The 23,764-nt window shown below is 53.2% G+C and carries 17 protein-coding genes and 1 riboswitch; of the genes, 16 read left to right on the forward strand and 1 reads right to left on the reverse strand.

The features are described from left to right. Nucleotides 1–21 precede the first annotated feature (21 nt). Entirely contained in the window at nucleotides 22–4,989 is a 4,968-nt protein-coding gene (locus tag ACTRC3_RS03345) for a YDG domain-containing protein (RefSeq protein ID WP_440321556.1), read from the forward strand. Between the two features lie 45 nt (nucleotides 4,990–5,034). Here ACTRC3_RS03345 and ACTRC3_RS03350 read toward each other — a convergent pair whose 3' ends face one another. Further along, nucleotides 5,035–5,949, reverse strand: coding sequence for a LysR substrate-binding domain-containing protein (locus ACTRC3_RS03350; RefSeq protein WP_178039925.1), 915 nt, complete (start codon nucleotides 5,947–5,949; stop codon nucleotides 5,035–5,037). Nucleotides 5,950–6,078: 129 nt separating this feature from the next. On the opposite strand from ACTRC3_RS03350, the gene ACTRC3_RS03355 reads away from it, so the two are divergent. The 15 genes from ACTRC3_RS03355 to ACTRC3_RS03425 all read left to right on the forward strand — a co-directional run bounded on the left by ACTRC3_RS03355 (nucleotide 6,079) and on the right by ACTRC3_RS03425 (nucleotide 23,678). Continuing rightward, the gene (locus ACTRC3_RS03355; protein WP_440321557.1) at nucleotides 6,079–7,710 is read left to right on the forward strand and encodes an FAD-dependent oxidoreductase; all 1,632 of its coding nucleotides are present in this window, start codon (nucleotides 6,079–6,081) and stop codon (nucleotides 7,708–7,710) included. A 13-nt stretch (nucleotides 7,711–7,723) separates the two neighbouring features. After that, on the forward strand, nucleotides 7,724–8,677 hold the full coding sequence (locus tag ACTRC3_RS03360; protein WP_178039927.1) for a 4Fe-4S binding protein: 954 nt from the start codon (nucleotides 7,724–7,726) through the stop codon (nucleotides 8,675–8,677). 58 nt (nucleotides 8,678–8,735) lie between these two features. Beyond that, nucleotides 8,736–8,863, forward strand: a riboswitch (cobalamin riboswitch). A 130-nt stretch (nucleotides 8,864–8,993) separates the two neighbouring features. Further along, the gene (locus tag ACTRC3_RS03365) at nucleotides 8,994–9,794 is read left to right on the forward strand and encodes a tRNA threonylcarbamoyladenosine dehydratase (RefSeq protein WP_440321560.1); all 801 of its coding nucleotides are present in this window, start codon (nucleotides 8,994–8,996) and stop codon (nucleotides 9,792–9,794) included. Next, on the forward strand, nucleotides 9,795–10,496 hold the full coding sequence (gene cobI / locus ACTRC3_RS03370; RefSeq protein ID WP_440321562.1) for a precorrin-2 C(20)-methyltransferase: 702 nt from the start codon (nucleotides 9,795–9,797) through the stop codon (nucleotides 10,494–10,496). It abuts the gene before it with no gap. Between the two features lie 4 nt (nucleotides 10,497–10,500). Further along, nucleotides 10,501–11,256, forward strand: a complete 756-nt coding sequence (gene cobM, locus ACTRC3_RS03375; RefSeq protein ID WP_440321563.1) for a precorrin-4 C(11)-methyltransferase — start codon at nucleotides 10,501–10,503, stop codon at nucleotides 11,254–11,256. Further along, nucleotides 11,256–12,458 carry a glutamyl-tRNA reductase gene (gene hemA, locus ACTRC3_RS03380; RefSeq protein ID WP_440321565.1) on the forward strand — a complete coding sequence of 401 codons (1,203 nt, stop codon included), beginning with the start codon at nucleotides 11,256–11,258 and terminating at the stop codon, nucleotides 12,456–12,458. Before cobM ends, hemA begins: the two co-directional genes overlap by 1 nt. A gap of 65 nt (nucleotides 12,459–12,523) precedes the next feature. Then, complete coding sequence (gene cobJ / locus ACTRC3_RS03385; protein ID WP_349163306.1) at nucleotides 12,524–13,258, forward strand: precorrin-3B C(17)-methyltransferase; 735 nt, start codon at nucleotides 12,524–12,526, stop codon at nucleotides 13,256–13,258. Nucleotides 13,259–13,324: 66 nt separating this feature from the next. Beyond that, entirely contained in the window at nucleotides 13,325–15,739 is a 2,415-nt protein-coding gene (gene hemC / locus ACTRC3_RS03390) for a hydroxymethylbilane synthase (RefSeq protein WP_440321567.1), read from the forward strand. Then, nucleotides 15,736–16,878: a threonine-phosphate decarboxylase CobD gene (gene cobD / locus ACTRC3_RS03395; protein ID WP_440321569.1), complete on the forward strand. Its 1,143-nt coding sequence runs from the start codon at nucleotides 15,736–15,738 to the stop codon at nucleotides 16,876–16,878. The genes hemC and cobD overlap by 4 nt, the downstream gene beginning before the upstream one ends. A gap of 45 nt (nucleotides 16,879–16,923) precedes the next feature. Then, the gene (locus ACTRC3_RS03400) at nucleotides 16,924–18,435 is read left to right on the forward strand and encodes a cobyric acid synthase (RefSeq protein WP_440321571.1); all 1,512 of its coding nucleotides are present in this window, start codon (nucleotides 16,924–16,926) and stop codon (nucleotides 18,433–18,435) included. After that, nucleotides 18,429–19,061, forward strand: coding sequence for a precorrin-8X methylmutase (locus tag ACTRC3_RS03405; protein ID WP_440321573.1), 633 nt, complete (start codon nucleotides 18,429–18,431; stop codon nucleotides 19,059–19,061). Before ACTRC3_RS03400 ends, ACTRC3_RS03405 begins: the two co-directional genes overlap by 7 nt. Before the next feature lie 57 nt (nucleotides 19,062–19,118). Beyond that, nucleotides 19,119–20,186 (forward strand): nicotinate-nucleotide--dimethylbenzimidazole phosphoribosyltransferase, encoded by a 1,068-nt coding sequence (gene cobT, locus ACTRC3_RS03410; protein WP_440321575.1) that lies wholly within the window; start codon nucleotides 19,119–19,121, stop codon nucleotides 20,184–20,186. 106 nt (nucleotides 20,187–20,292) lie between these two features. After that, complete coding sequence (locus ACTRC3_RS03415; RefSeq protein ID WP_440321577.1) at nucleotides 20,293–21,402, forward strand: lysozyme inhibitor LprI family protein; 1,110 nt, start codon at nucleotides 20,293–20,295, stop codon at nucleotides 21,400–21,402. A gap of 17 nt (nucleotides 21,403–21,419) precedes the next feature. After that, nucleotides 21,420–22,595, forward strand: coding sequence for a cobalt-precorrin-5B (C(1))-methyltransferase CbiD (cbiD, locus tag ACTRC3_RS03420; protein WP_440321579.1), 1,176 nt, complete (start codon nucleotides 21,420–21,422; stop codon nucleotides 22,593–22,595). 36 nt (nucleotides 22,596–22,631) lie between these two features. Beyond that, nucleotides 22,632–23,678, forward strand: coding sequence for a cobalt-precorrin 5A hydrolase (locus tag ACTRC3_RS03425; RefSeq protein WP_440321581.1), 1,047 nt, complete (start codon nucleotides 22,632–22,634; stop codon nucleotides 23,676–23,678). Nucleotides 23,679–23,764: the final 86 nt, after the last annotated feature.

The following is a 23,764-nucleotide window of genomic DNA, read 5'->3' on the forward strand; positions in this document are numbered from 1 at the left end:
ACACACAAAGGAGCGGGGGATATGAGAAAACACTTGCGAGGAAATCGTGGAACAAGATGGCTGGCGATTCTGCTGACGGCTGCGATGGTCGTGGGCAGCGTGGATACGACGGTGCTGGCGGAAGCAGCTAAGGGCGCGGAGGAGCAGACCCTTCCGGTGGCGGAAGCGGGGACGTCCGGGGACGCGAAAGATAAGGAAGAAACGCCGGTTGTGAAAACGGAAACGAGCGAAGAGGTGAAGAATCCGGAAGCGGGAGCAAGCGCAGACTCAACGTCAGAAAACGGCGCTGGGGGGGTGTTATCAGAGCTTCAGGAAGCGCCGGCAGAAGTGGAGCTTCCAACGGAGACCGTAGAGCTGGAATCGGAGTTTTCGGAAGAGTGGGATAATGATGAGCTGTTTGAGGGCTACGCATGGAAGCAGCTGTATGGAGATGAGGGTATCGCCACCTACGGTACGGTTGCGAGAAGCCATCTGAGTGAAGAAGAAAAAGCGGCTTACGATAAGCTAAAGGAATTGATAACAGACATAGCGCATAAGGGAGGACGTACGAAATTTAGTTTTGGAAGCGATGGGCTTCTAATCGCTTATACAGAGAACAGCAGCGAAAACAATAGCCTGAAAGAGATTCTGGATGCATTGAAAACGGACTGTCCCTATGAGTTATACTGGTGGAATGGACAAGCACCGAGTTTAGGTAAAACTATTTATGTAGATGGAAAATATCAGATTAAATTAACCGAGTTGACACTAGAGGTGTCGGAGACTTACCGGGGAACATCTAACATTTATGTGGATGCGACAAAAGCACAGGCAGTAGACACAGCAGTAGCGAAAGCCAAGGAGATTGTTGATGGCTTGAAAGATGACTCCGTCTATGAGCGTCTGAACGGCTACAAGAACGCAATTAAGAATTTGGCATCCTATGATATAAATGTCGATAGCACAGACTATGTGCAGCAGTTAATCAATGTCTTTGACGACAATCCGAACACAAAGACAGGCTACGAAGGCTATGCCAGAGCATTCCAGTATCTCTGTGATCTGGACGCAGGCGGAATTAAGTGTTACACGGTGAATAGTTGGATGCAGTATATGAGGCATACGGATTCGGGACCTTTTACATATCCGAAAATGACGTGGAACATTGTAAGACTGCGGAAGAAGAATTATATAGTGCATGTGGCTGCCTGTGATAGTGACGGCGTTGCAGGCGGAATAGGTTATGAAGACGGCAAGGACAAGCTGTTTCTGGCTGGCGCGGAACTTAAAGGAAATAACTATAGGAAGGAATTTAATAACCCCAACGACTGGGTTGAGTATTCGTATGATAAGGATACCAAGACGGCCTATACTGCCGATGAACTGAATATCTCAAGCACGGATTATGTAGATAGTGATCCGCTGCCGATTAAGAATGCTAAGATAACCATTGCGGCTGGTACAGACGTCCATGAGGATGAAACATTCACATACGATGCCCAGAACCATGACGTGGTAGTAACGCTTGGCGAGGAAAAACTGGTAGCCGGAGAGGATTACACCCTGACCATCACAAAGGACGGAGCGGCATACGCAGGCGCCATCCGGAATGCGGGAACTTATGAGATTGTGGTGACAGGAGAGGAAGGTTATACCGGAGGTGTAGAGAAAACTGTTACCATTGAAAAGAGACCAGTGACGCCCAGTATCATAGAGAAAGCTGAGGATCTCACAAAGGCATATGACGGAACCAAGGGAGCTTATGCAAAACTTAACTATAGTGGGGAATGCCAGGAGTGGGTGACACATTACATAAAGGCTGAATATGAAGACGCCAATGTGGGAACGGGTAAGAAGATTACAGTGAAAGTCCGTTTGGACGGCGAAATTGCAAATAATTACTATTTAACAACAGATACGTTAACAACAGATAACGGCGTAATCACCAAGGGCGATCCGACCCTGAGATTCCGATACGGTGGAGACGCATATGCCACAACATATACCTACAGTGGGGAAGCCCTGAGAAATCCGGAAGGAAATGAACTGATACTTACTAATGTTAATACCGGTGTTCAGATTATCACTCACAACGATTTGATATTTACATGGTTCAAGGGAACTGATGAAAACGGAACGGAGCTGGAAGGAAACCCGGTGGATGCGGGAACCTATTATCTGAAGGTTTCTGTAGCTGAGACGGAGAATTATAACGCGGCGTCCGCAGGAACAACGATCACAATTGAGCCGAAAAAGGTGGAGAATCCTGAGATTACAGTAACGCCGGATTCTTATGAGTACGACGGAAAAGAAAAGCAACCGACCGTAACAGTAAAAGATGGAGAAACGATCATTCCTTCAACGGAATATACAGTTTCCTATTCTGATAATAAAAATGTAGGAACTGCGACAGTAACCATTTCGAATACGGAAGGCGGTAACTATGAGGTAAGCGGAAACCATAGTCGGACCTTTACCATTACAAAAGTTGATAGCGCTAAGCTTACAGTGGTAAAACCGAAGGTTTCAGGCGTATACGGAACAAAAACAGGGGAGCTGGCGATTGCAGGCGGAAAGGTAACGACTGCGGACGGAAAAGAGATATCAGGAAACTGGGCTGTAACAGATACCGCGAGCCATGATATGGATAAGCTTTTACCCGTAGAGGGGACAGAGACCTGCACACTGACATTTACACCGGAGGATACGAATTATCCGAACCTGACGGCAGAGGTGACTCCAAATATAACGGCGCGTCCGGTAAAGGTTCAGATTAATTCAGTCAGCAGAGCCTATAAGGCGGAAAATCCGACATTTACCTGGAGGGCAGTGACAGAAGAAGGCTTCCTTGCGCCTGTAGAAAATGACAATCTGGGTATCGACCTGACGACAAATGCAGATTCAAATTCTTCGGTCGGACAGTATGATATTACCGGCACTGCATCCAATCAGAATTATGACGTTACCATCGCGGGCGGCAAAAAGGCACTGACGATTACGAAAGCGGCGGCACCCGAGCCAACAAGGGTTGAAAAAAGTTATATCTATGCATCTGTTCCGAAGTACCTTGTGAGCATATACTTGAGCAAGGCAATGAATCTTCCGGCGGATTGTGGAGAGGTAACCTACACCTCAGGAGAAACGACGGGTGATATGAGTATACTGACGAGAACGGCAGTATATAACAGTACGTTTGAGTATGGTTTAAGAGATGATCTTACTGCAGACAAAATTGGGGCAAAAGTGGTTGTGAAAGTATCCGTTCAGATGGAAAATTATGAAGACACATACTACGAGCTTACCATACAGATTGTGGATAAAAAGGACATAACCGGATCTGCCTCTGCGAAGAACAGCATCCGCTATGGACAGACATTGAAAGATGTAGAACTGGCAGGTACTTTTACAGATGCGGAGAATACGGATATAACCCTGGCAGGCACATTTACCATATTAAACGGGAATAATATGCCTTCAGCCGGCACTGCTGAAGTACGGTGGACATTCACACCGACAGATAAGAAATACAAACCGGTGAACGGAACAACAAACATCACTGTGGAGAAAGCCACTCCGGAGCGTGCGGCAGCGCCGACGGCAGCAGCAGAGCTTACCTATGGACAGACCCTGGCAGAAAGCACGCTGACGGGCGGAAAAGCAGTGAACCCGAATACGCAGGAGGCGGTGGCAGGCACCTGGAGCTGGGCAGATGACACAGTGAAACCGACGGTGGACAATCAGGGCTATCAGGTAGTCTTTACACCGGAGGATACAGCCAATTATAACCGTATCGAAGCGACGGTAGGGGTAACCGTGAAAAAGGCGGTTCCGACCATCAGCGAAGCGCCGACGGCGTCCGACCTGACCTATGGACAGACCCTGTCTGAAAGCACACTGACAGGTGGGGCAGCAGATACAGATGGAACCTTTATCTGGGCAAAAGCTGATACCAGACCGGAGGTCAAGGACAGCAATGTCACCGAATATGAAGTAGTATTTACACCGACAGATACAGTCAACTGGGAGAATGCGGCAGCACAGGCGAAGGTAAAGGTAAGCCCGAAGATCCTTACCTGGGACGGAAGCGCCCTGACAGTTCTGACCAAGCTGGCCGATGAAATGAAGGACGCCAGTCTCATCGGAGAACTGAAGGTCTCCGGTCTGTTGGACGGCGACGACGCAGGCCTGAGCTATGAGAGTCTGACTGCTGAGTTTGATACAGCGGAAACAGGAACCGACAAGCAGGTAACCGTGACCATCGCAGGAGCGGCTCTGACGAATGCCAATTATGAGCTTCCGGCTGAGACTGCCTTTACGCTGAAGGGCTCCATCGAAAAGACTGCGGCTCTGCCGGGTCAGACAGGTCTCGGAAACGATTACCGTCTGGTTATGGGCGCAAAGGACGTAACCGAGGTAACGCCGGATCTGGCAAAGACAGAGAACCTGAACACACCGGAAAAGATCGTGGAATATCTGAAGAAGCTTCTGGTGGATTGTAAGATCGACGGAAAGAATCCGGCGAAGGAAAATACGGCTGTTTATGACGCAGTGCTGCTCTATAGCGCAGACGGCGGTGAAACCTGGATCCGCGCGACGGCAGACAACTTCCCGGCAGAGGGCGTCAAGGTGATCCTGCCCTACCCGGAGGGCACCAACGCAGCCGATTACCGTTTCAGCGCGGTACACATGTTTGCAATGAACCGCGGCGCGTATAAGGCGGGCGATGTGGAGACTCCGGAACTGACATTGACGAAGGATGGCATCACCATGACCCTGAAGAGCCTCTCCCCAATAGCCCTTTCCTGGGTAAAGGTGGAGAAAGCGCCCGAGACGAAGCCCGGAGATCATTCCGGCAGCAGAAATAAGAGCGGCGGAAGCGCCGTCACAAGCGCAGCCACCGGCGACAGCAGCCAGCCCGTATTCTGGGGCGCAATGGCGTTGATTTGCCTGCTGGGCATCTCCATGCTGCTTACAGCAGTACGCAGAAAACGCGGGCAGCGGACAGAGTAATACGAGGATAAGGGATTGAAAACCCGGAACAGGGCGTCTGAGGCATTACTGCTTCAGACGCCCTGTTTCTTTCGGAAGCTCTATGCGCGGATACTGCCGCAGCAGCTTTTCCAGTTCGTAGATAGCCGGGGTCAGGAATTTATTTTTGTGATAAACCAGTTTAAAGGTCCGGTTCCATTCCTGATTTTCAGGAGAAAAAATGCGGAGACGCTGATGACGGATTTCATGGTACATCAGACGCAGAGACATGACAGACAGAACCTTGTTGTATAAAACGGCGTTCAGGATCGTGCGGGGGCAGTTGGCTTCCCAGGTGATACGGATGGAGAGCCCCTGCTCTGCCACGTACTGTTCAAAAAGCCGTCGTGTGCCGCTGCCCTGTTCACGCATGGCAAAAGCCTGTCCGTTTAAATCCGAAGAGTGAAGTGTCTCCATTTCATAAAAAGGATGATGAATCCCTGCTGTCAGAACAAGACAGTCGTCGATAAGAGGGAGCACAATCAGATCGGGAGACTGAATTTCACCCTCTACAATCGCGGCGTCCAGCTGGGATCTCAAAAGCTTTTGTTCAATTTCGGCAGTATTGCTCACAAAGGAATATACTTCCAGACCCGGCAGCTTCCTTTCCAACTCCAGAATCACGGAGGGAGTCAGACAGGTACCGACGGTGAGGGTGCTGCCAAGCTTCAGCGTAGCGGTCTGCCCCTGATTCATCATCAACTGATCCAGCTCTGAAAACCGGGAAATCAGCTCCGGAGCCTGGGACAGCAGAAGCTTTCCCTGTTCTGTCAGGTAAAGCTTTTTCCCGAGCCGTTCAAACAACAGACAATGGTAATGTTTTTCCAGTTCCCGGATGGCCTGGCTGACGGTGGGCTGGGTCAGATACAGATGCTCTGCAGCTGCACACATGGTGCCGTATTCGGCGACGGCGGTAAAAATCGAAAGATGGCGAATGGTCATGTAAAATCCCCTTTTCTGTCAGATGTATAGATAAAACCTATTGATTTAATAAAATAATATCATTTTTCAAATTGATAAGCAAGTGCTATAGTAAGAGTAACGAAAATGTATCAGAAAAGGGGAAGAAAAATGAAGGTCATTGTAGTGGGCGGTGTAGCAGCCGGAACCAAGGCTGCAGCCAAGCTGAAGCGGGAAGATCGAAATGCGGACATCCGGATCCTGACAAAGGGAAAGGATATTTCCTATGCGGGCTGCGGTCTTCCGTATTATGTGAGCGGCGTGATCCGGGAAAAAAAGGATTTGCTGGTGCATACGCCGGAATCTTATGAAAAAGTAACCGGAGTGCCGGTGGAAATCCGGACTGAAGTGACAAAAGTAGACCGAAAAGGGAAAACTGTGGAGGCTGTGAATCTGGATACGGGAGCAGTCGAAGCCTATGCGTATGATAAGCTGGTGATTGCCACGGGCGCGCGTCCCTTCGAGCCGGATTGCCCGGGCACGCAGCTGAAAAATGTATTTTATATGAGAACGCCGGAGGACGCAGATATGCTTCGGCAGACTGTGGAGGCTGGAGAGATCCGTCGGGCAGTGATCGTGGGCGGTGGATTTATCGGACTGGAAATCGCGGAAAATCTGGCGGCGAAGGATGTGAAGGTATCTGTCATTGATTTCGCGCCCCATATTCTGCCGGGCTTCCTGGATCCGGAGATTGCGGATTATGTGGAAAATAAGCTGGCGGACGCGGGCGTCATGTGTTTTACCGGAACGGGCCTGGAAGAAATTCTCGGGGAGGAGAAGGTAGAAAAGGTAAAAACCTCCCGCCGTGCCATGAAGGCGGACGCCTGCATCCTGGCTATGGGAATCCGTCCCAATACGGAATTTTTGCAGGACGCCGGTCTGGAAATGTTCAAAGGAGCTCTGTTGACAAATCAGGCGTTGCAGACAAATGATCCGGATATCTACGCGGTCGGCGACTGCGCTATGGTAACGAACCGGATTACCGGAAAGCCCCAGTGGTCGCCCATGGGTTCCACAGCGAATATAGCGGGCCGCGCGGCGGCGCAGCACCTTGCCGGGAAAACAGTGCAGTATCCGGGCGTGCTGGGAACCGGCGTGGCGAAGCTGGCCGGCTTCTGCATGGGAAGAACCGGATTACTGGAGCAGGCGGCGCGGGAAGCAGGCTATGACGCAGAGAGTGTGATTTGTGTGGTGGACGATAAGGCACATTACTATCCGGGCGCAGCTTTATTTGTCATAAAGCTGATTGCAGATCGGGAAAGCCACAGGCTGCTTGGTATGCAGACTGTGGGAACGGGAGCGGTGGATAAGCTGACGGATATAGCGGTGACTGCGATTTCCATGAAAGCGACCCTGGAGGATCTGCAGTACATGGATTTTGCGTACGCGCCGCCCTTCTCCACTGCGATTCATCCGCTGCAGCATGCAGTGAATATTCTGCTGAATAAGCTGAACGGGGAGCTGGACAGCATGACGGCCGCAGAGTATGCGGAAGAAGGAGAAAATTATCGGATCGTGGATGCGGGTATTACACCGTCGCTGCACGGGTATCCCTATGTGGATCTGAACAGCCTGGACGGTCCGGCAGACGGGCTTGGCAGGAACGAAAAACTGCTTTTGGTATGTTCCAAGGGAAAACGGGCTTATCTGGTGCAGAACCGTCTGAAGGCTTACGGATATACGGATACAAAGGTACTGGAGGGCGGCATGACCTTCCATACAGAATTAACAGAGGAAGAATAAAAGGAGGCACACAATGGCTACATTAACAATCAGCAAGGAAGATGAAAAGCGCGTAAAGGCAATGGGATTTCTGAGCAATAAGGGAACCGATAATTTCTCGGCAAGAATCATTACCGTCAATGGAAAGATAACGGCTGCGCAGCAGAGATGCATTGCGGAAGCGGCGGAAAAATTCGGAAACGGAGTGATAACCTTTACCACCCGTCTGACGGTGGAGGTACAGGGCGTTCCCTACGACAAAATCGAAGAATTCAAGGAATATATTGCCAGAGAAGGACTAATTACAGGTGGAACCGGTTCTGTGGTACGCCCGGTTGTAGCCTGTAAGGGAACCACCTGCCAGTATGGACTTTTGGATTCCTTCGCCATTTCCGAGGAAATCCATCACCGTTTTTATGAGGGGTATCACACGGTAAAGCTGCCGCACAAATTTAAGATTGCGGTAGGCGGCTGCCCCAACAATTGTGTAAAACCGGATTTAAATGATTTGGGAATCATCGGTCAGAGAATCCCCGAATTTGACGAGGATAGCTGCAACGGATGTAAGAAGTGCAGCGTAGAGGCAGCCTGTCCCATCGGCGCGGCAAAGGTGAAGGACGGCGTTCTGGAGATTAACAAAGAAATCTGTAACAATTGCGGCCGCTGTGTGGGTCAATGCCGTTTCGACGCCATCGAAGACGGTCAGTACGGATTTAAGATTTACATCGGCGGCCGCTGGGGCAAAAAAATCAATCACGGAAAAGCGCTGCGTAAGGTGTTCACCAGTAAGGAAGAAGCCTTAAACGTGATTGAAAAGGCGATTCTCCTGTATCGGGAGCAGGGCATTACCGGCGAACGTTTCGCTGCGACCATCGAACGTCTCGGCTTCGATAACGTGGAGCAGCAGCTTCTGTCTGATGAAATTCTGGAGAGAAAGCAGGAGATTCTGGATGCGCAGCTTCATCTGACAGGAGGAGCAACCTGTTAAAAGGGAAACCCTATAGGGTATATTTTGTTGACGAAAGCCCGTCTGTATGCTACACTGACTAAGGTATAACGCAGAGAGTATGCATGATGCATAAAGCAGGGGAATCAGGTGGAAGGCCTGAGCGATCCGGTCACTGTAAGCAGCGTGTCTGCAAGCCAGGCTACCTGCTCTTTGCGGGAAATGGACAGGCTTCCGTGGAAAGCGGTTCCGGATATAGTTGGCGGCCGATGGGATGAAATCCGCTGCTGATCATAGGGAGAGATCTGTCATAAAATACAGATCTCTTTTTGTTTTGCAAGCGCATGAGGAGAAAATTATGTTAAATCAGTTTTCAAGAACAGAACTTTTACTGGGAAAAGAAGCCATGGAGATTCTGGAGCATTCCAGGGTGGCAGTCTTCGGCATCGGCGGCGTGGGCGGCTATGTGGTGGAGGCCCTGGCGAGAAGCGGCGTGGGAGCCTTTGATCTCATCGACGACGATAAGGTGTGCCTGACGAACCTGAACCGCCAGATTATTGCCACCCGGAAGACGGTGGGTAAGTACAAGGCCGAGGTCATGAAGGAGCGTATCCTGGAGATCAATCCGAAGGCGGAGGTCAATACACATCTCTGCTTCTTCCTGCCGGAAAATAAGGATGAATTTGATTTCAGCCGGTACACCTATGTGGTGGACGCCATCGATACAGTCACCGCGAAGATTTCTCTGGTGGAGGAATGTGAGAAGGCAGGCGTGCCTCTGATCAGCAGCATGGGAGCGGGCAATAAGCTGAATCCCTTCCTGTTCGAGGTGGCGGATATCTATAAGACCAGCGTATGTCCGCTGGCGAGAGTCATGCGGCGCGAATTGAAAAAACGCGGCATCAAAAAGCTGAAGGTGGTCTACTCCAAGGAGAAGGCGGTGCGTCCCATCGAGGACATGTCCATCAGCTGCAGAACCAACTGTATCTGCCCGCCGGGAGCCAAGCATAAATGTACTGAACGCCGTGACATTCCGGGTTCGACCGCATTTGTACCGTCCGTAGCGGGACTTCTGATCGCAAGTGAAATCGTAAAGGATCTGACCGAGGACGCCATGAACCGCGCCCGGGCAGCCCAGGAGCAGGAGGAGAATAAATAGATGAAGGGTAAATTATACGGCATCGGCGTGGGTCCGGGTGATCCGGAGCTGTTGACGCTGAAAGCAAAACGGATTCTCGATGAAGCGGATATCATCGCCGTTCCGGTAAAAGAAGCCGGAGAAGAGAGTACGGCGCTGGAAATCATCCGCCCGGTGGTGGAACTGGAGCATAAGCACCTCCTGGAAGTCATTTTCCGGATGGCAAAGGATAAGGAGGAGCGGAAGAAGTGCAGAGCAGCGGCCTGCGAGCAGCTGACCGCAGAGCTTTCCCGGGGAAAGAATATCGCTATGATTACCCTGGGCGACGTCTCGGTATACAGCACTTACATGTATGTGAACCAGTATGTGGCAGAGCATGGCTTTGAAACGGAGATTATCCCGGGTATTCCATCCTTCTGCAGCGGAGCGGCTGCGGCCCGGTTACCGCTGATGGAGGGAAATGAGTCCCTGGTGATCGTGCCCTCCGTCCGTGCGGAGCAGCAGGTGGAGGAGGCCATCGCCCACTATGACAACGTGGTCATCATGAAGGCAGGTGGCAGCATTGGCCGCATCCTGGAGCTGATGAAAAAGTATGACCGCGCGGAAAGCTGCGCTACGGTCATCAGCTGCGTGGGTATGAAGGACGAATATATCGGATCCCTGGATCCGGAGAGAACATACAGTTACTTTACAACCGTCATCATTAAGAGAGAGAAGAGGTAAAACAATGGTATCATTTATCGGAGCAGGCCCGGGAGATCCGGAGCTTCTGACAATTAAGGGAAAGAAACTGATCGACAGCGCGGATATTATCATTTACGCAGGTTCTCTGGTAAACCCCAAGGTGCTGGCGGACGCCAAGGAGGGCGCGCAGATCTATAACAGCGCCACCATGACCCTGGAAGAGGTTCTGGCTGTCATGAAGGACGGCGAAGCCAAGGGCCTGAAGGTGGTCCGTGTACATACCGGCGACCCGGCTATCTTCGGCGCGCACCGGGAGCAGATGGACGCTCTCGATCGCATGGGTATCGAGTATGAGGTCATTCCGGGGGTCAGCTCTTTCCTGGCGACTGCGGCAGCCCTGAAGAAGGAATACACGCTGCCGGGTGTGAGCCAGACGGTGATCCTGACCCGCATGGAGGGCAGAACGCCCATGCCGGAGGGGGAAAAGCTTCAGGATCTGGCCAGACATCACGCCACCATGATCATTTTCCTGAGCATCGGTATGATGGAGGAGCTGTCCGCAACCCTTCGGAAAGAATATCGTCCGGATACACCTGTGGCAGTTGTATACAAGGCAAGCTGGCCGGAACAGAAGATTGTAAGAGGAACCCTGTTGGACATTGCAGAGAAGGTAAAGGCAGCAGGCATCACCAAGACTGCGCTGACTGTAGTAGGAGATTTCCTGGGAGATGATTATGAGCTGTCCAGGCTTTATGACAAGACCTTTACCCATGAGTTCCGGAAGGGAGTCGAAGCGTAATGAGCATCCGGCTTATCAGCATCAGCCATAAGACGGCGCCGCTGGAGGTTCGGGAGCTTTTCGCCTTTACCAAAGAGAAGCAGGCGGAGCTTGAGAAAATCCTCATAGACGAGGGCGGCGCGGCAGAGAGCGTCATTATCGCTACCTGCAACCGGACAGAGATTTATACCTATTTTGATAAAAACCAGGATAAGAAGAAAAACGTATTTACCAGGCTGCAGGAGCTGATTCTCCGGGAATCCGGAGCGGCAGCCGTGAAAGAGGACGTATCCGATTATCTGCGCTTCTATCAGGACAGAAAAGCGGTCAATCACCTGTTTTCCGTGACAGCGGGACTGGATTCCATGGTGGTGGGCGAGGATCAGATTCTCGGCCAGGTAAAGCATGCGCATGCGCTGGCACAGGAGGCGGGCAACAGCGGGAAATACCTGAATACCCTGTTCCGCTATGCCGTGACCTGTTCCAAGAAGATTAAGACGGATACGGATTTGTCGAAGACCTCGGTATCTACGGCGACCCTGGCGGTCAAGGCAGCGGAAGAAGCCTTTGGCGGAAGCCTGGCGGGTAAAAATGTTATGGTTATCGGCGGTACCGGTCAGATCGGCGGTATCGTACTGAAGAATCTGTACAGCCTGAAGGGCTTAAATATCTACAGCACCATCCGCAATGTAACGATGACCCACGACGCCCATATCAAGAGCGAATCCAATACCCTGATTGATTATAAGGAGCGCTACGATTACATCAACGCCATGGATGTGATTATCAGCGCTACGGCCAGCCCCCATTATACGCTGACCGGCACGAAGGTGAAGGAGCACATGACGACGGATAAGCCCCGTGTTTTTGTGGATCTGGCGGTTCCGGTGGACATCGAGGAGACCATCGCTGAGTTCCCCCACACCTTCTTTTACAATATGGACGACCTTGAAGAGTTAGCAGAGACTAACAACCGGGCCAAGAAGGAAGCAGTCTGTCAGGCGGGTGAGATTCTGGAAGAGTTTGAAGAGGATTTCATGCGCTGGATGATTTTCCAGCAGGCGGTACCCCGGATGCAGGAGGTAAAGCACTGGATGGAAGAGGAAGCGGAGAAAAAGGGCTTCGGCAAGGCCATTGACAAGCTGTTTTACCGAATCCGGGAGAATGCGAGCCCGGAGGAGCTGGAGGCCTTTGTGGAGAATCTGCGGGAGCCGGAGAAATAAGCAGATATCAGCGGGATTCCGGAAAAGGAGCCCGACAGAGTTTCAGATAGAAAATGGAGAATACAATGGGAAAATTATACGTGGTGGGCTTCGGCCCCGGCGGTTATGAGCATATGACCGCCAAATGTATCGACGTTATCAACAATGCGGATATTATCACCGGTTATACCACCTATGTGGAGATGTTAAAGGAGTTCTTCCCGGATAAGAATTATCTGGCGACTCCCATGATGCAGGAAGTGAAGCGCTGCCGGATGGCAGTGGAGGAAGCTATGAAGGATCAGACCGTGGCCATGGTCAGCTCCGGAGACAGCGGCATCTACGGCATGGCAGGTATCATTTACCAGGTGGCAGAGGAAATGAATGCGGATATCGAGATCGAGACCGTACCGGGTGTGACGGCAGCCAGCGCGGCGGCTTCTGTGCTGGGTGCGCCGCTGATGCATGATTTCGCAGTGATCAGCTTAAGCGATCTGATGACGCCGCTGGATCTGATTATGAAGCGGGTGGACTGCGCCGGTCAGGGCGACCTGATCGTCTGCCTGTATAATCCCAAGAGCAAAAAGCGTACCGGCTATGTGGAGCAGGCAGCGGAAATCCTGATGCGCTACCGGCAGCCGGAAACTCCTGTGGGTATCGTGCGTCACGCGGGACGCAAAGAGGAGAGCAAGCAGATTACAACCTTAGCGGAGCTTAAAAACGCGGAGATTGATATGTTCAGCGTAGTCATCATTGGAAACTCGCAGACCTATGTAAGCAGCGGTAGAATGATCACCCCCAGAGGCTACGCGTTAAAGTAAGGCCCGCGACCGAGATAGAACGAAGTGAAATCGAGGTCAGCGCTCATGGAAATACAGGAGTAAATTATGAAGATTCGAATCGGTACAAGAAAAAGCAAACTGGCTCTGGTACAGACCGATCTGGTGCGGCGGCGCATTCAAGCGGCTTTCCCGGAGGCGGAGATAGAAATCGTGGAAATGTCTACGAAGGGCGACGAGATTCTGGATAAATCGTTGACCTCTTTTGGAGGCAAGGGCGTTTTTACCCGGGAACTGGAGGAGGCTCTGCTAAAGGAAGAGGTAGATCTGGCCGTCCACAGCGCCAAGGATATGCCCATGGAATTCCCGGAAGGGCTTTACATTGGTGCGGTGCTGGAGCGTGCTGACGTCCATGACGTGCTGGTGACCACCACAGGCGTGAAAGCGCGGGAGCTGGCGCCGGGCAGTATCGTGGGAACCAGCTCTCTCCGGCGGGAATTGCAGATCAAAGAGCTGAATCCCACGGTACGGATCCGGATGCTGCGCGGCAATGTGCAGACCCGGATTCGGAAGCTGAAAGAGGGTCAGTATGACGCGATTCTTCTGGCGGCGGCAGGTCTGGAACGGCTGGGGCTGGACAAAGAAGAAGGGATCCGGTTGGAATATCTGGACACGGACAGCTTTCTTCCGGCGGCCGGGCAGGGCATTCTGGCCGTTGAGGCGAAAAAGGGACGCTTTACGGAAGTATTAAAGTCCATTCACTGTGAGGAGGCGGCGCTGGAGCTTGAGGCGGAGCGCAGCTTCCTGGCGGCTATCGGCGGAAGCTGTAATGCCCCGGCGGCGGGACTGTGCGTCCCGGCAGCGCAATTCCTGAAAATGAAGGTATTGTACGCACCGGAGGGAACAACCGAGCTTCGGAAAGCCGAGGCTGTCGTGGATTTGACTGAAGCAGGCAGCCAGGAAGAGAAGCTTTCCAAAGCGCGCATGTTAGGCGAAAACCTGGCAGGCGAAGTGAAGCGGGGCAAGGTCTGGCTTTTGGGCGCAGGCCCCGGCGATATGGGACTGCTGACACAGAAAGCCCTCTGGTGCATTCGTCACGCGGACGTTCTGGTCTATGATAATCTGGCAAGCGGGGCCATTTTAAATGAGGCAAGAGAGGACGCGGAGCTTATCTACGCGGGCAAGCGCGCAGACAAGCATCATTTACGCCAGTGGGAGACCAATGCTCTTCTGGTGGAAAAGGCCCTGGAGGGCAAAAATGTGGCCCGGGTCAAGGGCGGCGATCCCTTTATCTTTGGCCGCGGTGGCGAGGAAGCTCAGGAGCTTTTAAAGGCTGGCGTGGAGTTTGAGATCATTCCGGGCGTGTCTTCTTCCTACGCGGCTCCGGCTTACGCGGGCATTCCGGTGACGCACCGGGACTTTGCGTCCTCCTTCCATGTGATTACGGGACATGAGAGCGCGGACAAGACCGGTCTGGCGCTGGATTACGCGACCCTGGCGAAAGAGGAAGGTACGCTGGTATTTTTGATGGGCCTGAAAAATCTGCCCCATATCGCGGAAGAACTGATTACCCATGGAAAGGATCCGAAGACACCGGCGGCTGTAGTGCAGGCGGGAACGACGGCCAGACAGCAGGTGGTAACAGGCGTGTTGGAATCCATCGCGGAGACGGCGAAGACAGCGGGTATTCAGACCCCGGCCATTACGGTGGTGGGCGATGTGGTGACCTTGCAGAGACAGCTTTCCTGGCTGGGCGGCAAGCCCCTTTTTGGAAAACGGGTACTGCTGACCGGTACGAAGCCCATGTGTGAAAAGCAGCGGGAGGTTCTTGCGGCAGACGGCGCGGAGGCGATTCCATTCAGTCTGATTTACACGAAGAAGCTGAGCACTCCGGCGACGGAGCAGGCATTTGCAGAGATAAAGAATTACAGCTGGGTGGTGCTGACCAGCAGCAACGGCGTGCAGTTTTTCCTGGATGAGCTGAAAGAGCGTCGGATGGATATTCGAAGTCTCGCAGGTCTTAAATTTGCGGTCATTGGTGCAGGCACGAAGGCAGCCCTGGAGGCGGCAGGTATTTATGCGGACTTTGTGCCCGGCCGGTATTCCAGCAGGGATCTGGCCGCGGAGTGGATTCCGGGGCTGACAGCGGCGGATAAAGTGCTGCTTTTACGCGCGGAGGAGGCTTCTTCAGAGCTTACAGAGACGTTGGAGGCGGCAGGCGTTCCTTATACGGACACAGCCCTCTATCACACTGCCCGGGACGGACGCAAGGCCGAAGAACTGAACCGTATCCTGCCGGAAATGGATTATATTACCTTCGCCAGCGCATCGGCGGTCAAGGCCTTTGCGGCTATGGCAGAGAACCCGGGGGACATGACGGCAAAGGCTGTCTGCATCGGTCCGGTGACAGAAAAAGCGGCAGTGCAGGCGGGCATTCCGGTGTATGCAAGCGCAGTGGTTTACACAGCGGAGGGGATACGGGATGTGCTCAGAAAAGATAATTTGAAAGGGAAAGCGAATTGATTCAGATACAGAGCGACGCGGCTTCGATAGTGGAAGGAAAACTGCATAGGGGAAATGAGCCGAAGCAATTCGTCTATCTGCATGGTGGCGATATCCGCGGCGCAGCGGAAAAAAGCGGACGAAACGAAGCGGAATTTCTGGATTTTTCCGCCAATATCAATCCCTTAGGCATGCCGCCCGGCGTCCGTGAGGCTATCATCGAAAGCCTGGACAGATCCCTGAACTATCCGGATCCCTTTTGCCGGAGACTGCGGGCGGCGTTGTCCGAAAAGCTCGGCCAGCCGGAAGACTACATTCTCTGCGGCAATGGTGGTGCAGATCTTATATACCGACTGGTATACGCCACCCGGCCAAAGCGGGCGCTGGTAACCGCCCCGGCCTTTGCGGAGTATGAGGAAGCCCTGAACCAGGCCGGGACGGGGATAGATTTCTTTCCGCTGGGGAAAACTCTGGAAATCACAGAAGCTTATGTGGATAGCTTATCCGCGGAGCATGATATGGTATTCCTCTGCAATCCGAACAATCCCACGGGTATCCTGACGCCGCGCAGTGTCGTAAAAAAGCTGCTGGATAAGGCAAAAGCCCTGGACGTGCGGGTGTGTCTGGATGAGTGCTTTCTGGACTTTGTTAAAAATGAGGAGGGCTATTCAGCGGCGGGCTGGCTTGCGGAATATCCGAATCTGATCATTTTAAAATCCTTTACAAAAATGTACGCTATCCCCGGTCTGCGGCTGGGCTATGTGCTGTCGGCGGATGCGGATCTGCTGAATCGGATGCGTCTGGCGGGCCAGCCCTGGTCCGTATCGGAACCGGCCCAGGCCGCCGGAATCGCGGCTCTGAGGACGGAAGGCTTTCGGGAACAGACGATCGATCTGGTGGATCGGGAGCGGGCGTTTTTAAAGAAAAAACTGGAAGAACTGGGGCTGTGTGTGTGCGACGGCCATGCCAATTACCTGTGTTTTCAGGCGGCAGGCGATGAGAAGCTGGCGGACCGAATGCAGGCGGAAGGAATTCTGATCCGGCGCTGCGCCAACTATCACGGGCTGGGTGCGGATTTTTACCGGACGGCGGTGCGGGGACATGCGGAGAACGCAAAGCTGCTTGAAGCTCTGGAGAAAGTTTTGCAAAAAGGAACCTGATTCATAAAATTTACGATCAAGAAACGGAATAAGTTTGGTGATAACATGAGCGAAAAGAAAAAAGCAAAAGTAATCATGGTACAGGGAACCATGTCCAATGCCGGGAAAAGTCTGGTGGCCGGACTCTGCCGGGTATTTAAGCAGGACGGCTATAAGGTGGCCCCCTTCAAATCCCAGAACATGGCCCTGAATTCCTACATTACAAAGGACGGCCTGGAGATTGGCCGGGCTCAGGCTATGCAGGCGGAGGCCGCCGATATTGAGCCCACTGTGGAAATGAACCCGATTCTCTTAAAGCCCACCAGCAACGTGGGCAGCCAGGTCATTGTGAACGGCGAGGTTCTGGGCAATATGAAGGCTATGGATTATTACGCCAACAAGCGGAAGCTGATTCCGGAGATTCAGAAGGCCTTCAATAAGCTGTCCGACGAGTACGATATTATCGTGATCGAGGGTGCGGGCAGTCCGGCGGAAATCAATCTGAAGGATAATGACATTGTAAATATGGGTATGGCGAAGATCGCCAATGCTCCCGTCCTGCTGGCAGGCGACATTGACCGGGGCGGCGTGTTCGCGTCTCTTTATGGTACGGTGAAGCTGCTGGACGAGGACGAGCAGCAGATGATCAAGGGGCTGATTATTAACAAATTCCGCGGCGACGTGGAAATTCTGCGTCCCGGCCTTTCTATGATTGAGGAACGCACCGGGATTCCGGTGGTAGGCGTGGTGCCCTTGAAGCCTCTGGATATCGACGACGAGGACAGCCTGTCCGAGCGTCTGAATCATAAGGAGAAAAAGGGCGGCATCGATCTGACAGTCATAAAACTTCCACATATTTCCAATTTCACAGACTTCAATGTATTCGAGGGCATGGACGGCGTATCGCTGCGCTACGTGCGGGATGTGAGCGAGCTTGGGAAACCGGATCTCATTTTCCTGCCGGGAACGAAGAACACCATGGACGATTTGGTCTGGATGCGGGAGTCCGGCATGGAGACGGCGGTGCTTCGCTGCTCCGGGGACGGTATTCCGGTTGTGGGCATCTGCGGCGGCTATCAGATGCTGGGCGACGCGCTGGAGGATCCGGACAATGTGGAGCACGGCGGAACTATGCGGGGCATGGGCCTCTTACACACAAAGACCGTATTTTCCCGGGCGAAGACCCGGACCCAGATTCAGGGCCGTATCAAAAACGAGGCACAGCTTTTGGAATTTGCCGGAAAAGAAGTGCAGGGCTATGAGATTCACATGGGACGCACGGAAGCCCTGGGCGGCTGCCGGGAGACCATTTATCTGGCGGACGGTCGTGTGGACGGTCTGGCAAATCCGGAGGGAACCGTGTATGGCACATACCTGCACGGGATCTTCGACTACGGCGATCTGGCGGCTATGCTGGTGAGCCGGCTGATGGTGAAGAAGGGTCTCGATCCGAAAAACTGGCATTTTGACGCCCGGGCCCATAAGAAGCAGGAGTATGACAAGCTGGCGGATCTGGTCCGCAGCTCTCTGGATATGGAGAAGATTTACGAGATATTGGAGGAAGGAATCTCATGTTAAATGAAATCGAAATTGTAAAGCCCATGGATATCGAGAAGCGCAGTATGGCGATTATCACGGAAGAACTGGGAGGCCGCACCTGGCCGGAGCCGGAGTTTTCCATTGTGAAGCGCTGTATCCATACCTCCGCGGATTTTGACTATGCGGACAATCTGTGCTTTTCCGAAAATGCGGCGCAGATTGGCGTGGACGCTTTGAATAAGGGCGCGTCCATCGTCACCGATACCCAGATGGCGGCCTCCGGTATCAATAAAAAACGCATGAAGGAATGCGGCGGCGAAGTCTACTGCTTTATGAGCGATCCGGACGTGGCTGCGGCGGCCAAAGAACGGGAATGCACCCGCGCGTCCATTTGCATGGAGAAAGCGGCCGAGCTTGGCAAGCCCCTGATTATCGCGGTAGGAAACGCGCCTACAGCCCTGATTCGCCTCTATGAGCTGATTCAGGAGGGAAAAATCAGGCCGGAGCTTATCATCGGCGCGCCGGTGGGCTTTGTAAATGTGGTGGAAGCCAAAGAGCTGATTATGACTGCAGGCATTCCCTATATCGTGCCGAGAGGACGAAAAGGCGGCAGCAATATTGCGGCGACCATCTGCAATGCCATGTTATATCAGGGCGGCAGATAGAGTTTTTGGGTAGAGAATAAGAAACAGAGAATATAGAAGAAACGAAAGTGTGAAATTATGGAATTGGATCAGTACACGCAACAAATAAGACCGTTAAATGAGGATGCGGTGACCGCAGCCTGGACCCACTGGGATTCCCTCTGCAAGCCCTTACGGGGCATGGGACGCCTGGAAGAAATGGCAGTGCAGCTGGCGGGCATCTACGGAACCGCAAAGCTTGGTGAAATTGCGGATCTGAAGCCGGTGGTGGCCATCATGGGCGCGGACAACGGCGTGGTGGAAGAGGGCGTCAGCCAGACCGGAAGCGAGGTTACGGCCCAGGTGCTGGAAAATATGGGCGACCGCAAATCCTCTGTCTGCATTATGTCCAAGCAGATGGGCATTGAGGTGATCCCGGTAAATATCGGCATGTTCGTGGACGGAAAACATCCCCGGATCTGGAACCGGGTAGTCCGCTACGGCACCGCCAATATGGCAAAGGAACCGGCCATGACCCGGGAGGAAGCCGTGAAAGCCATTGAAACGGGAATTCAGGTGGTAAAAGACCTGTACGAGGCGGGGTGTCGCATGATTATCACAGGTGAAATGGGAATCGGCAACACGACCCCCAGTTCAGCCATGGCGGCGGTGCTGCTGGACAAGGATGTAGCAGAGGTAACCGGTCGGGGTGCGGGACTTTCCAGCGCCGGACTGGAGCATAAAATCGAAGTGATCCGTCGTGCTATCGAGGTCAATCAGCCGGATAAAAATGATATCCTGGATGTACTTTCCAAGGTGGGCAGTCTGGATATTGCAGGCATGATTGGCTGCTATCTGGGCGGAGCGATGCTGCGTGTGCCGGTGCTGATCGACGGCTTTATTTCCTCTGTTTCCGCATACTGTGCGGCGCAGCTTGCGCCGGAGAGTAAGGCCTATATGGTGCCGACCCATTGTTCCGCGGAGCCTGCGGGCCGGATGATGCTGGACGCCCTTGGCATGACGGCGCCCATTCAGGCGGGCATGCACCTGGGCGAGGGCACCGGAGCCGTGACGGCTTACAGCCTGTATCAGTACGCACTGGCGCTGTATAACGGACTTCCCAGCTTTGCAGAGGGAAACGTGGAAGAATATACGCATCAGAAATAAAAAGTGTGGAAAATTAAGAGTTTCTTAATGGGAAAACTGGCAGGATATTTGATAGAATAAAGCTGATACAATAAATACTTGAAAGTATTTACATGGAGGTGAGGGTATGAAAAATAAGTGTGCAAGGCTTCTGACAGCGGCTGTGGTGCTGCTGATGGTGGTTATGGTGCTTTCTCTGAGCGGCTGCGGGAAAAAGAACGATGTGGAAAATGGAACAGGGCAGACGGATACGACGACAGACACAGACGCGGCAGAAAATACGGCAGATACGCCGGACGATGCAGACAAAGCCGCATCTAAGAACTCTGACAGCAGTGCTTCGGCAGAGTTCAGCTTCGCGGATCTTCAGTATGTAGATTTCACCTTCTCCAGCGGCGCGGGAGCCTGGGAAACCCAGCTGAATATCCGGCCGGACGGCAGCTTTTCCGGGGAATACTGGGATATGGATATGGGCAGTACCGGAGACGGTTACCCGAACGGAACCCAGTACGGCAATACCTTCACCGGAACCTTTACGGATTTAAAGAAGGTCAATGATTATACCTGGTCCATGAAGCTTGGTGAAATCAACTACACGTATGAGATAGGAAAAGAGGAGATCCTCGATCAGATTCTTTATTCCTACACAGAGGCTTACGGCCTGGACGGTGCGGATGAGGTGGATATCTATCTGCCGGGCGCGCCGGTTGACCAGCTGCCGGAGGAATTTTTACAGTGGGCGTGCAGCAATTATGATCGTCTCGAGGCCGAAGAGAACGGTCTTCCCTGCTACGGCCTTTACAATGTGGAGGGCGCAGAGGGATTTTCCGGCTATGATTCCGTGGATACGGCGAAAACTTATGTGGAAAATACGGAAAAGGCAGCGAAAGAGTTGGAAGATTCCCTTCAAAATGATTCTTTAAGCCAGGGGGATATGAATGAGAAGAGTCAGGAGCTCTATGAGGACTGGGATGACGCACTGAACCATATCTGGTATGAGCTGAAGGTCAAGGGTGTTCTCACAGGGGATGCCATGGCGAAGCTTCTGGATGAACAGCGGGCCTGGATCAAGGATAAGGAAGCAGCGGTACAGGAGGCCGGAAAAGAGGCCGAGGGCGGAAGCCTGCAGCCCCTGCTGGAAAATACAGAGGCGGCCAAGTGGACCAGGGAGCGGACCTATAAGCTGCTGAATATTCTGCTGGAGACCGCAGGCCGGGAAACTGTGACTGCACAGTAAAAATAAGGAAAAAAACAATGCTGGATCAATACGTCTATAAAAACAATAAAAAAATGCGGATGGGCTACACCACCGGCTCCTGCGCCGCAGCGGCTTCCAAGGCGGCGGCCTGGATGCTGCTGCACGGTCAAATCCTGCCGGAGGTAGAGCTGATGACGCCAAAGGGCATCGGTCTCCATCTGGAGGTGCTGGAACCGAAATTTTCAGATAGCAGTGCCTCCTGCGCCATCCGAAAGGACGCAGGCGACGACCCGGATGTGACCGACGGTCTGCTGATTTATGCCACAGTCAGTCGGACAGCGCAGCCGGGCGTCACGCTGGACGGCGGCGAGGGCGTGGGCCGGGTGACCCGGACAGGTCTCGAACAGGCCGTGGGCGACGCAGCCATCAATAAGGTGCCGCGTCAGATGATTCGCGAGGGCGTGGAGGACGTGTGCAGGGCGGCCGGATATACCGGCGGCCTTTCGGTGATCATTTCCATTCCGGGCGGCGCGGAGCTGGCGCAGAAGACGTTTAACCCCCGCCTTGGTATTGTGGGCGGTATCTCCGTTCTGGGAACCAGCGGCATCGTGGAACCCATGAGCGAGGAAGCATTGATTCAGACCATCCGTGTAGATATCAAAATGCAGCTGGCCGGAGGACGGAGCTATCTGGTGCTGGTGCCGGGCAATTACGGTCTGGATTTTCTGGAGGATTACGAGCCGGAGGTATTAAAGCGTTCCGTCAAATACAGTAATTTCCTGGGAGAAGCCATCGACGCGGCTGTGGAATTCGGCGCGAAGGGAATTCTGCTGGTGGGACATATCGGGAAGCTGGTGAAGCTGGCCGCAGGAATTATGAACACCCACTCCCGCAACGCCGACGCCCGGATGGATATCCTGACGGCCCACGCGGCGGTGCTGGGCGCGGACCAGGAGACGGCAGCCCGGCTGATGGACTGCATTACTACAGATGAAGCCCTGGATATCCTGAAGGAGAAGGGGCTGCTGGACCCGGTGATGAAACGCCTCATGGAGCGGATGGAATTCTATGTGGATCACCGCAGCGGCAAGAGCCTGGAGAGGGGTATCCTGACCTTTTCCCTGGAGCAGGGCGTGCTGGGCGAATCCACAGATGTGCGGCGGCTGATAGCCTGTGTGAAAGCGGAAATCGAGCAGACAGAGTCTGAAGGAACAGAAAAACTGGCAGAGTAAGATAGAATAGATTTGGACAGGAAAGGACATGACAGCATGAAGCTTGCAATCATTGCATTTACCAGAGCAGGGTGTATGTTTACGAAACGGATACGAGACGCGTATGAACAAAAAGGTAACACCTGTGTATGCCTCTGCAAAGGCAGGGATGCAGCTGAATGGGGCATTCCGATGCTGGAGGGTTCCCTGAAGGAATGGACCGGGAACATGTTCCGGGAATGCGACAGCCTGCTGTTCATCGGGGCCGCCGGAATCGCGGTGCGTGCAATCGCTCCCTTCGTAGCCAGCAAGGCTTCCGATCCGGCGGTCCTGGTCATGGACGAGCAGGGTCATTTCGTCATTTCTCTGTTGTCCGGGCACCTGGGCGGAGCCAATGCGCTGACCAGGGAGATAGCGGCCCTGGTGGGAGCCGTGCCGGTCATCACAACCGCTACAGACGCGGGAGGGCGATTCTCTGTGGATGATTTCGCACGCCGGGAAAACTTGCATCTGGACAGTCTGTCTCTGGCCAAGGAGGTGGCGGCGGATATTCTGGAGCAGCGGACCATCGGTCTCTACAGCGATTTTGAAGTGGTTGGGCAGATTCCACCGGAGCTGTCCATCCAGAAAAAGGATGGGCTTGGCATCAGTATCTCCGTGGATGAAACCTATGATCCGTTTCCCCGGACTCTGCATCTGGTTCCGCGCATTGCGGTGCTGGGCATCGGCTGTAAAAGGGGTACGCCTGTGGAGCGCATCGAAGCGCTGGTGGAACAGGTGCTCTTGCAGAATCAGCTTTCGAAACAGGCCATTGCCAGGGTGGCTTCCATCGATTTGAAAAAAGAAGAGCCGGGGCTTCTGGCTTTCTGTGCTGCCTGGAAGCTGCCGTTTCAGACCTATACGGCAAGGGAGCTTGAAGCTGTGGAATGTGAGGGTGGCTTTTCCGAATCCGCCTTCGTGCGGCAGATTACCGGCGTAGGAAATGTGTGCGAGCGCAGCGCCCTGCTGGCCGCAGGCAGAAAGAAGCTTTTTCAGCCAAAGACGGCCGGGGACGGCGTGACGGTGGCTATTGCGCTGGAGGAGTACACGGTAAACTTCGGATAATTCCGTCGGAGGAGTCGGTTTGAAAGGAATATTGGATGGAACTGTGAAGAAGAAACGGTTCCAGGTATGGATAAGGTAAGAGGAAC

The sequence above is a fragment of the Laedolimicola sp. genome, from assembly GCF_051972735.1.
In the GTDB taxonomy this organism is placed as follows: Bacteria; Bacillota; Clostridia; order Lachnospirales; family Lachnospiraceae; genus Laedolimicola; species Laedolimicola intestinihominis.

Bases quoted from the DNA above. Each gene is read 5' to 3' on its own strand.
- ACTRC3_RS03425 (WP_440321581.1), top strand. From the start codon at position 22,632: ATGAAGCTTGCAATCATTGCATTTACCAGAGCAGGGTGTATGTTTACG.
- ACTRC3_RS03415 (WP_440321577.1), top strand. From the start codon at position 20,293: ATGAAAAATAAGTGTGCAAGGCTTCTGACAGCGGCTGTGGTGCTGCTG.
- ACTRC3_RS03350 (WP_178039925.1), bottom strand. From the start codon at position 5,949: ATGACCATTCGCCATCTTTCGATTTTTACCGCCGTCGCCGAATACGGC.
- cobI (WP_440321562.1), top strand. From the start codon at position 9,795: ATGAAGGGTAAATTATACGGCATCGGCGTGGGTCCGGGTGATCCGGAG.
- cobM (WP_440321563.1), top strand. From the start codon at position 10,501: ATGGTATCATTTATCGGAGCAGGCCCGGGAGATCCGGAGCTTCTGACA.
- hemA (WP_440321565.1), top strand. From the start codon at position 11,256: ATGAGCATCCGGCTTATCAGCATCAGCCATAAGACGGCGCCGCTGGAG.
- cobJ (WP_349163306.1), top strand. From the start codon at position 12,524: ATGGGAAAATTATACGTGGTGGGCTTCGGCCCCGGCGGTTATGAGCAT.
- cobT (WP_440321575.1), top strand. From the start codon at position 19,119: ATGGAATTGGATCAGTACACGCAACAAATAAGACCGTTAAATGAGGAT.
- cbiD (WP_440321579.1), top strand. From the start codon at position 21,420: ATGCTGGATCAATACGTCTATAAAAACAATAAAAAAATGCGGATGGGC.
- ACTRC3_RS03365 (WP_440321560.1), top strand. From the start codon at position 8,994: ATGTTAAATCAGTTTTCAAGAACAGAACTTTTACTGGGAAAAGAAGCC.
- ACTRC3_RS03360 (WP_178039927.1), top strand. From the start codon at position 7,724: ATGGCTACATTAACAATCAGCAAGGAAGATGAAAAGCGCGTAAAGGCA.
- ACTRC3_RS03400 (WP_440321571.1), top strand. From the start codon at position 16,924: ATGAGCGAAAAGAAAAAAGCAAAAGTAATCATGGTACAGGGAACCATG.
- ACTRC3_RS03355 (WP_440321557.1), top strand. From the start codon at position 6,079: ATGAAGGTCATTGTAGTGGGCGGTGTAGCAGCCGGAACCAAGGCTGCA.
- ACTRC3_RS03345 (WP_440321556.1), top strand. From the start codon at position 22: ATGAGAAAACACTTGCGAGGAAATCGTGGAACAAGATGGCTGGCGATT.
- ACTRC3_RS03405 (WP_440321573.1), top strand. From the start codon at position 18,429: ATGTTAAATGAAATCGAAATTGTAAAGCCCATGGATATCGAGAAGCGC.
- hemC (WP_440321567.1), top strand. From the start codon at position 13,325: ATGAAGATTCGAATCGGTACAAGAAAAAGCAAACTGGCTCTGGTACAG.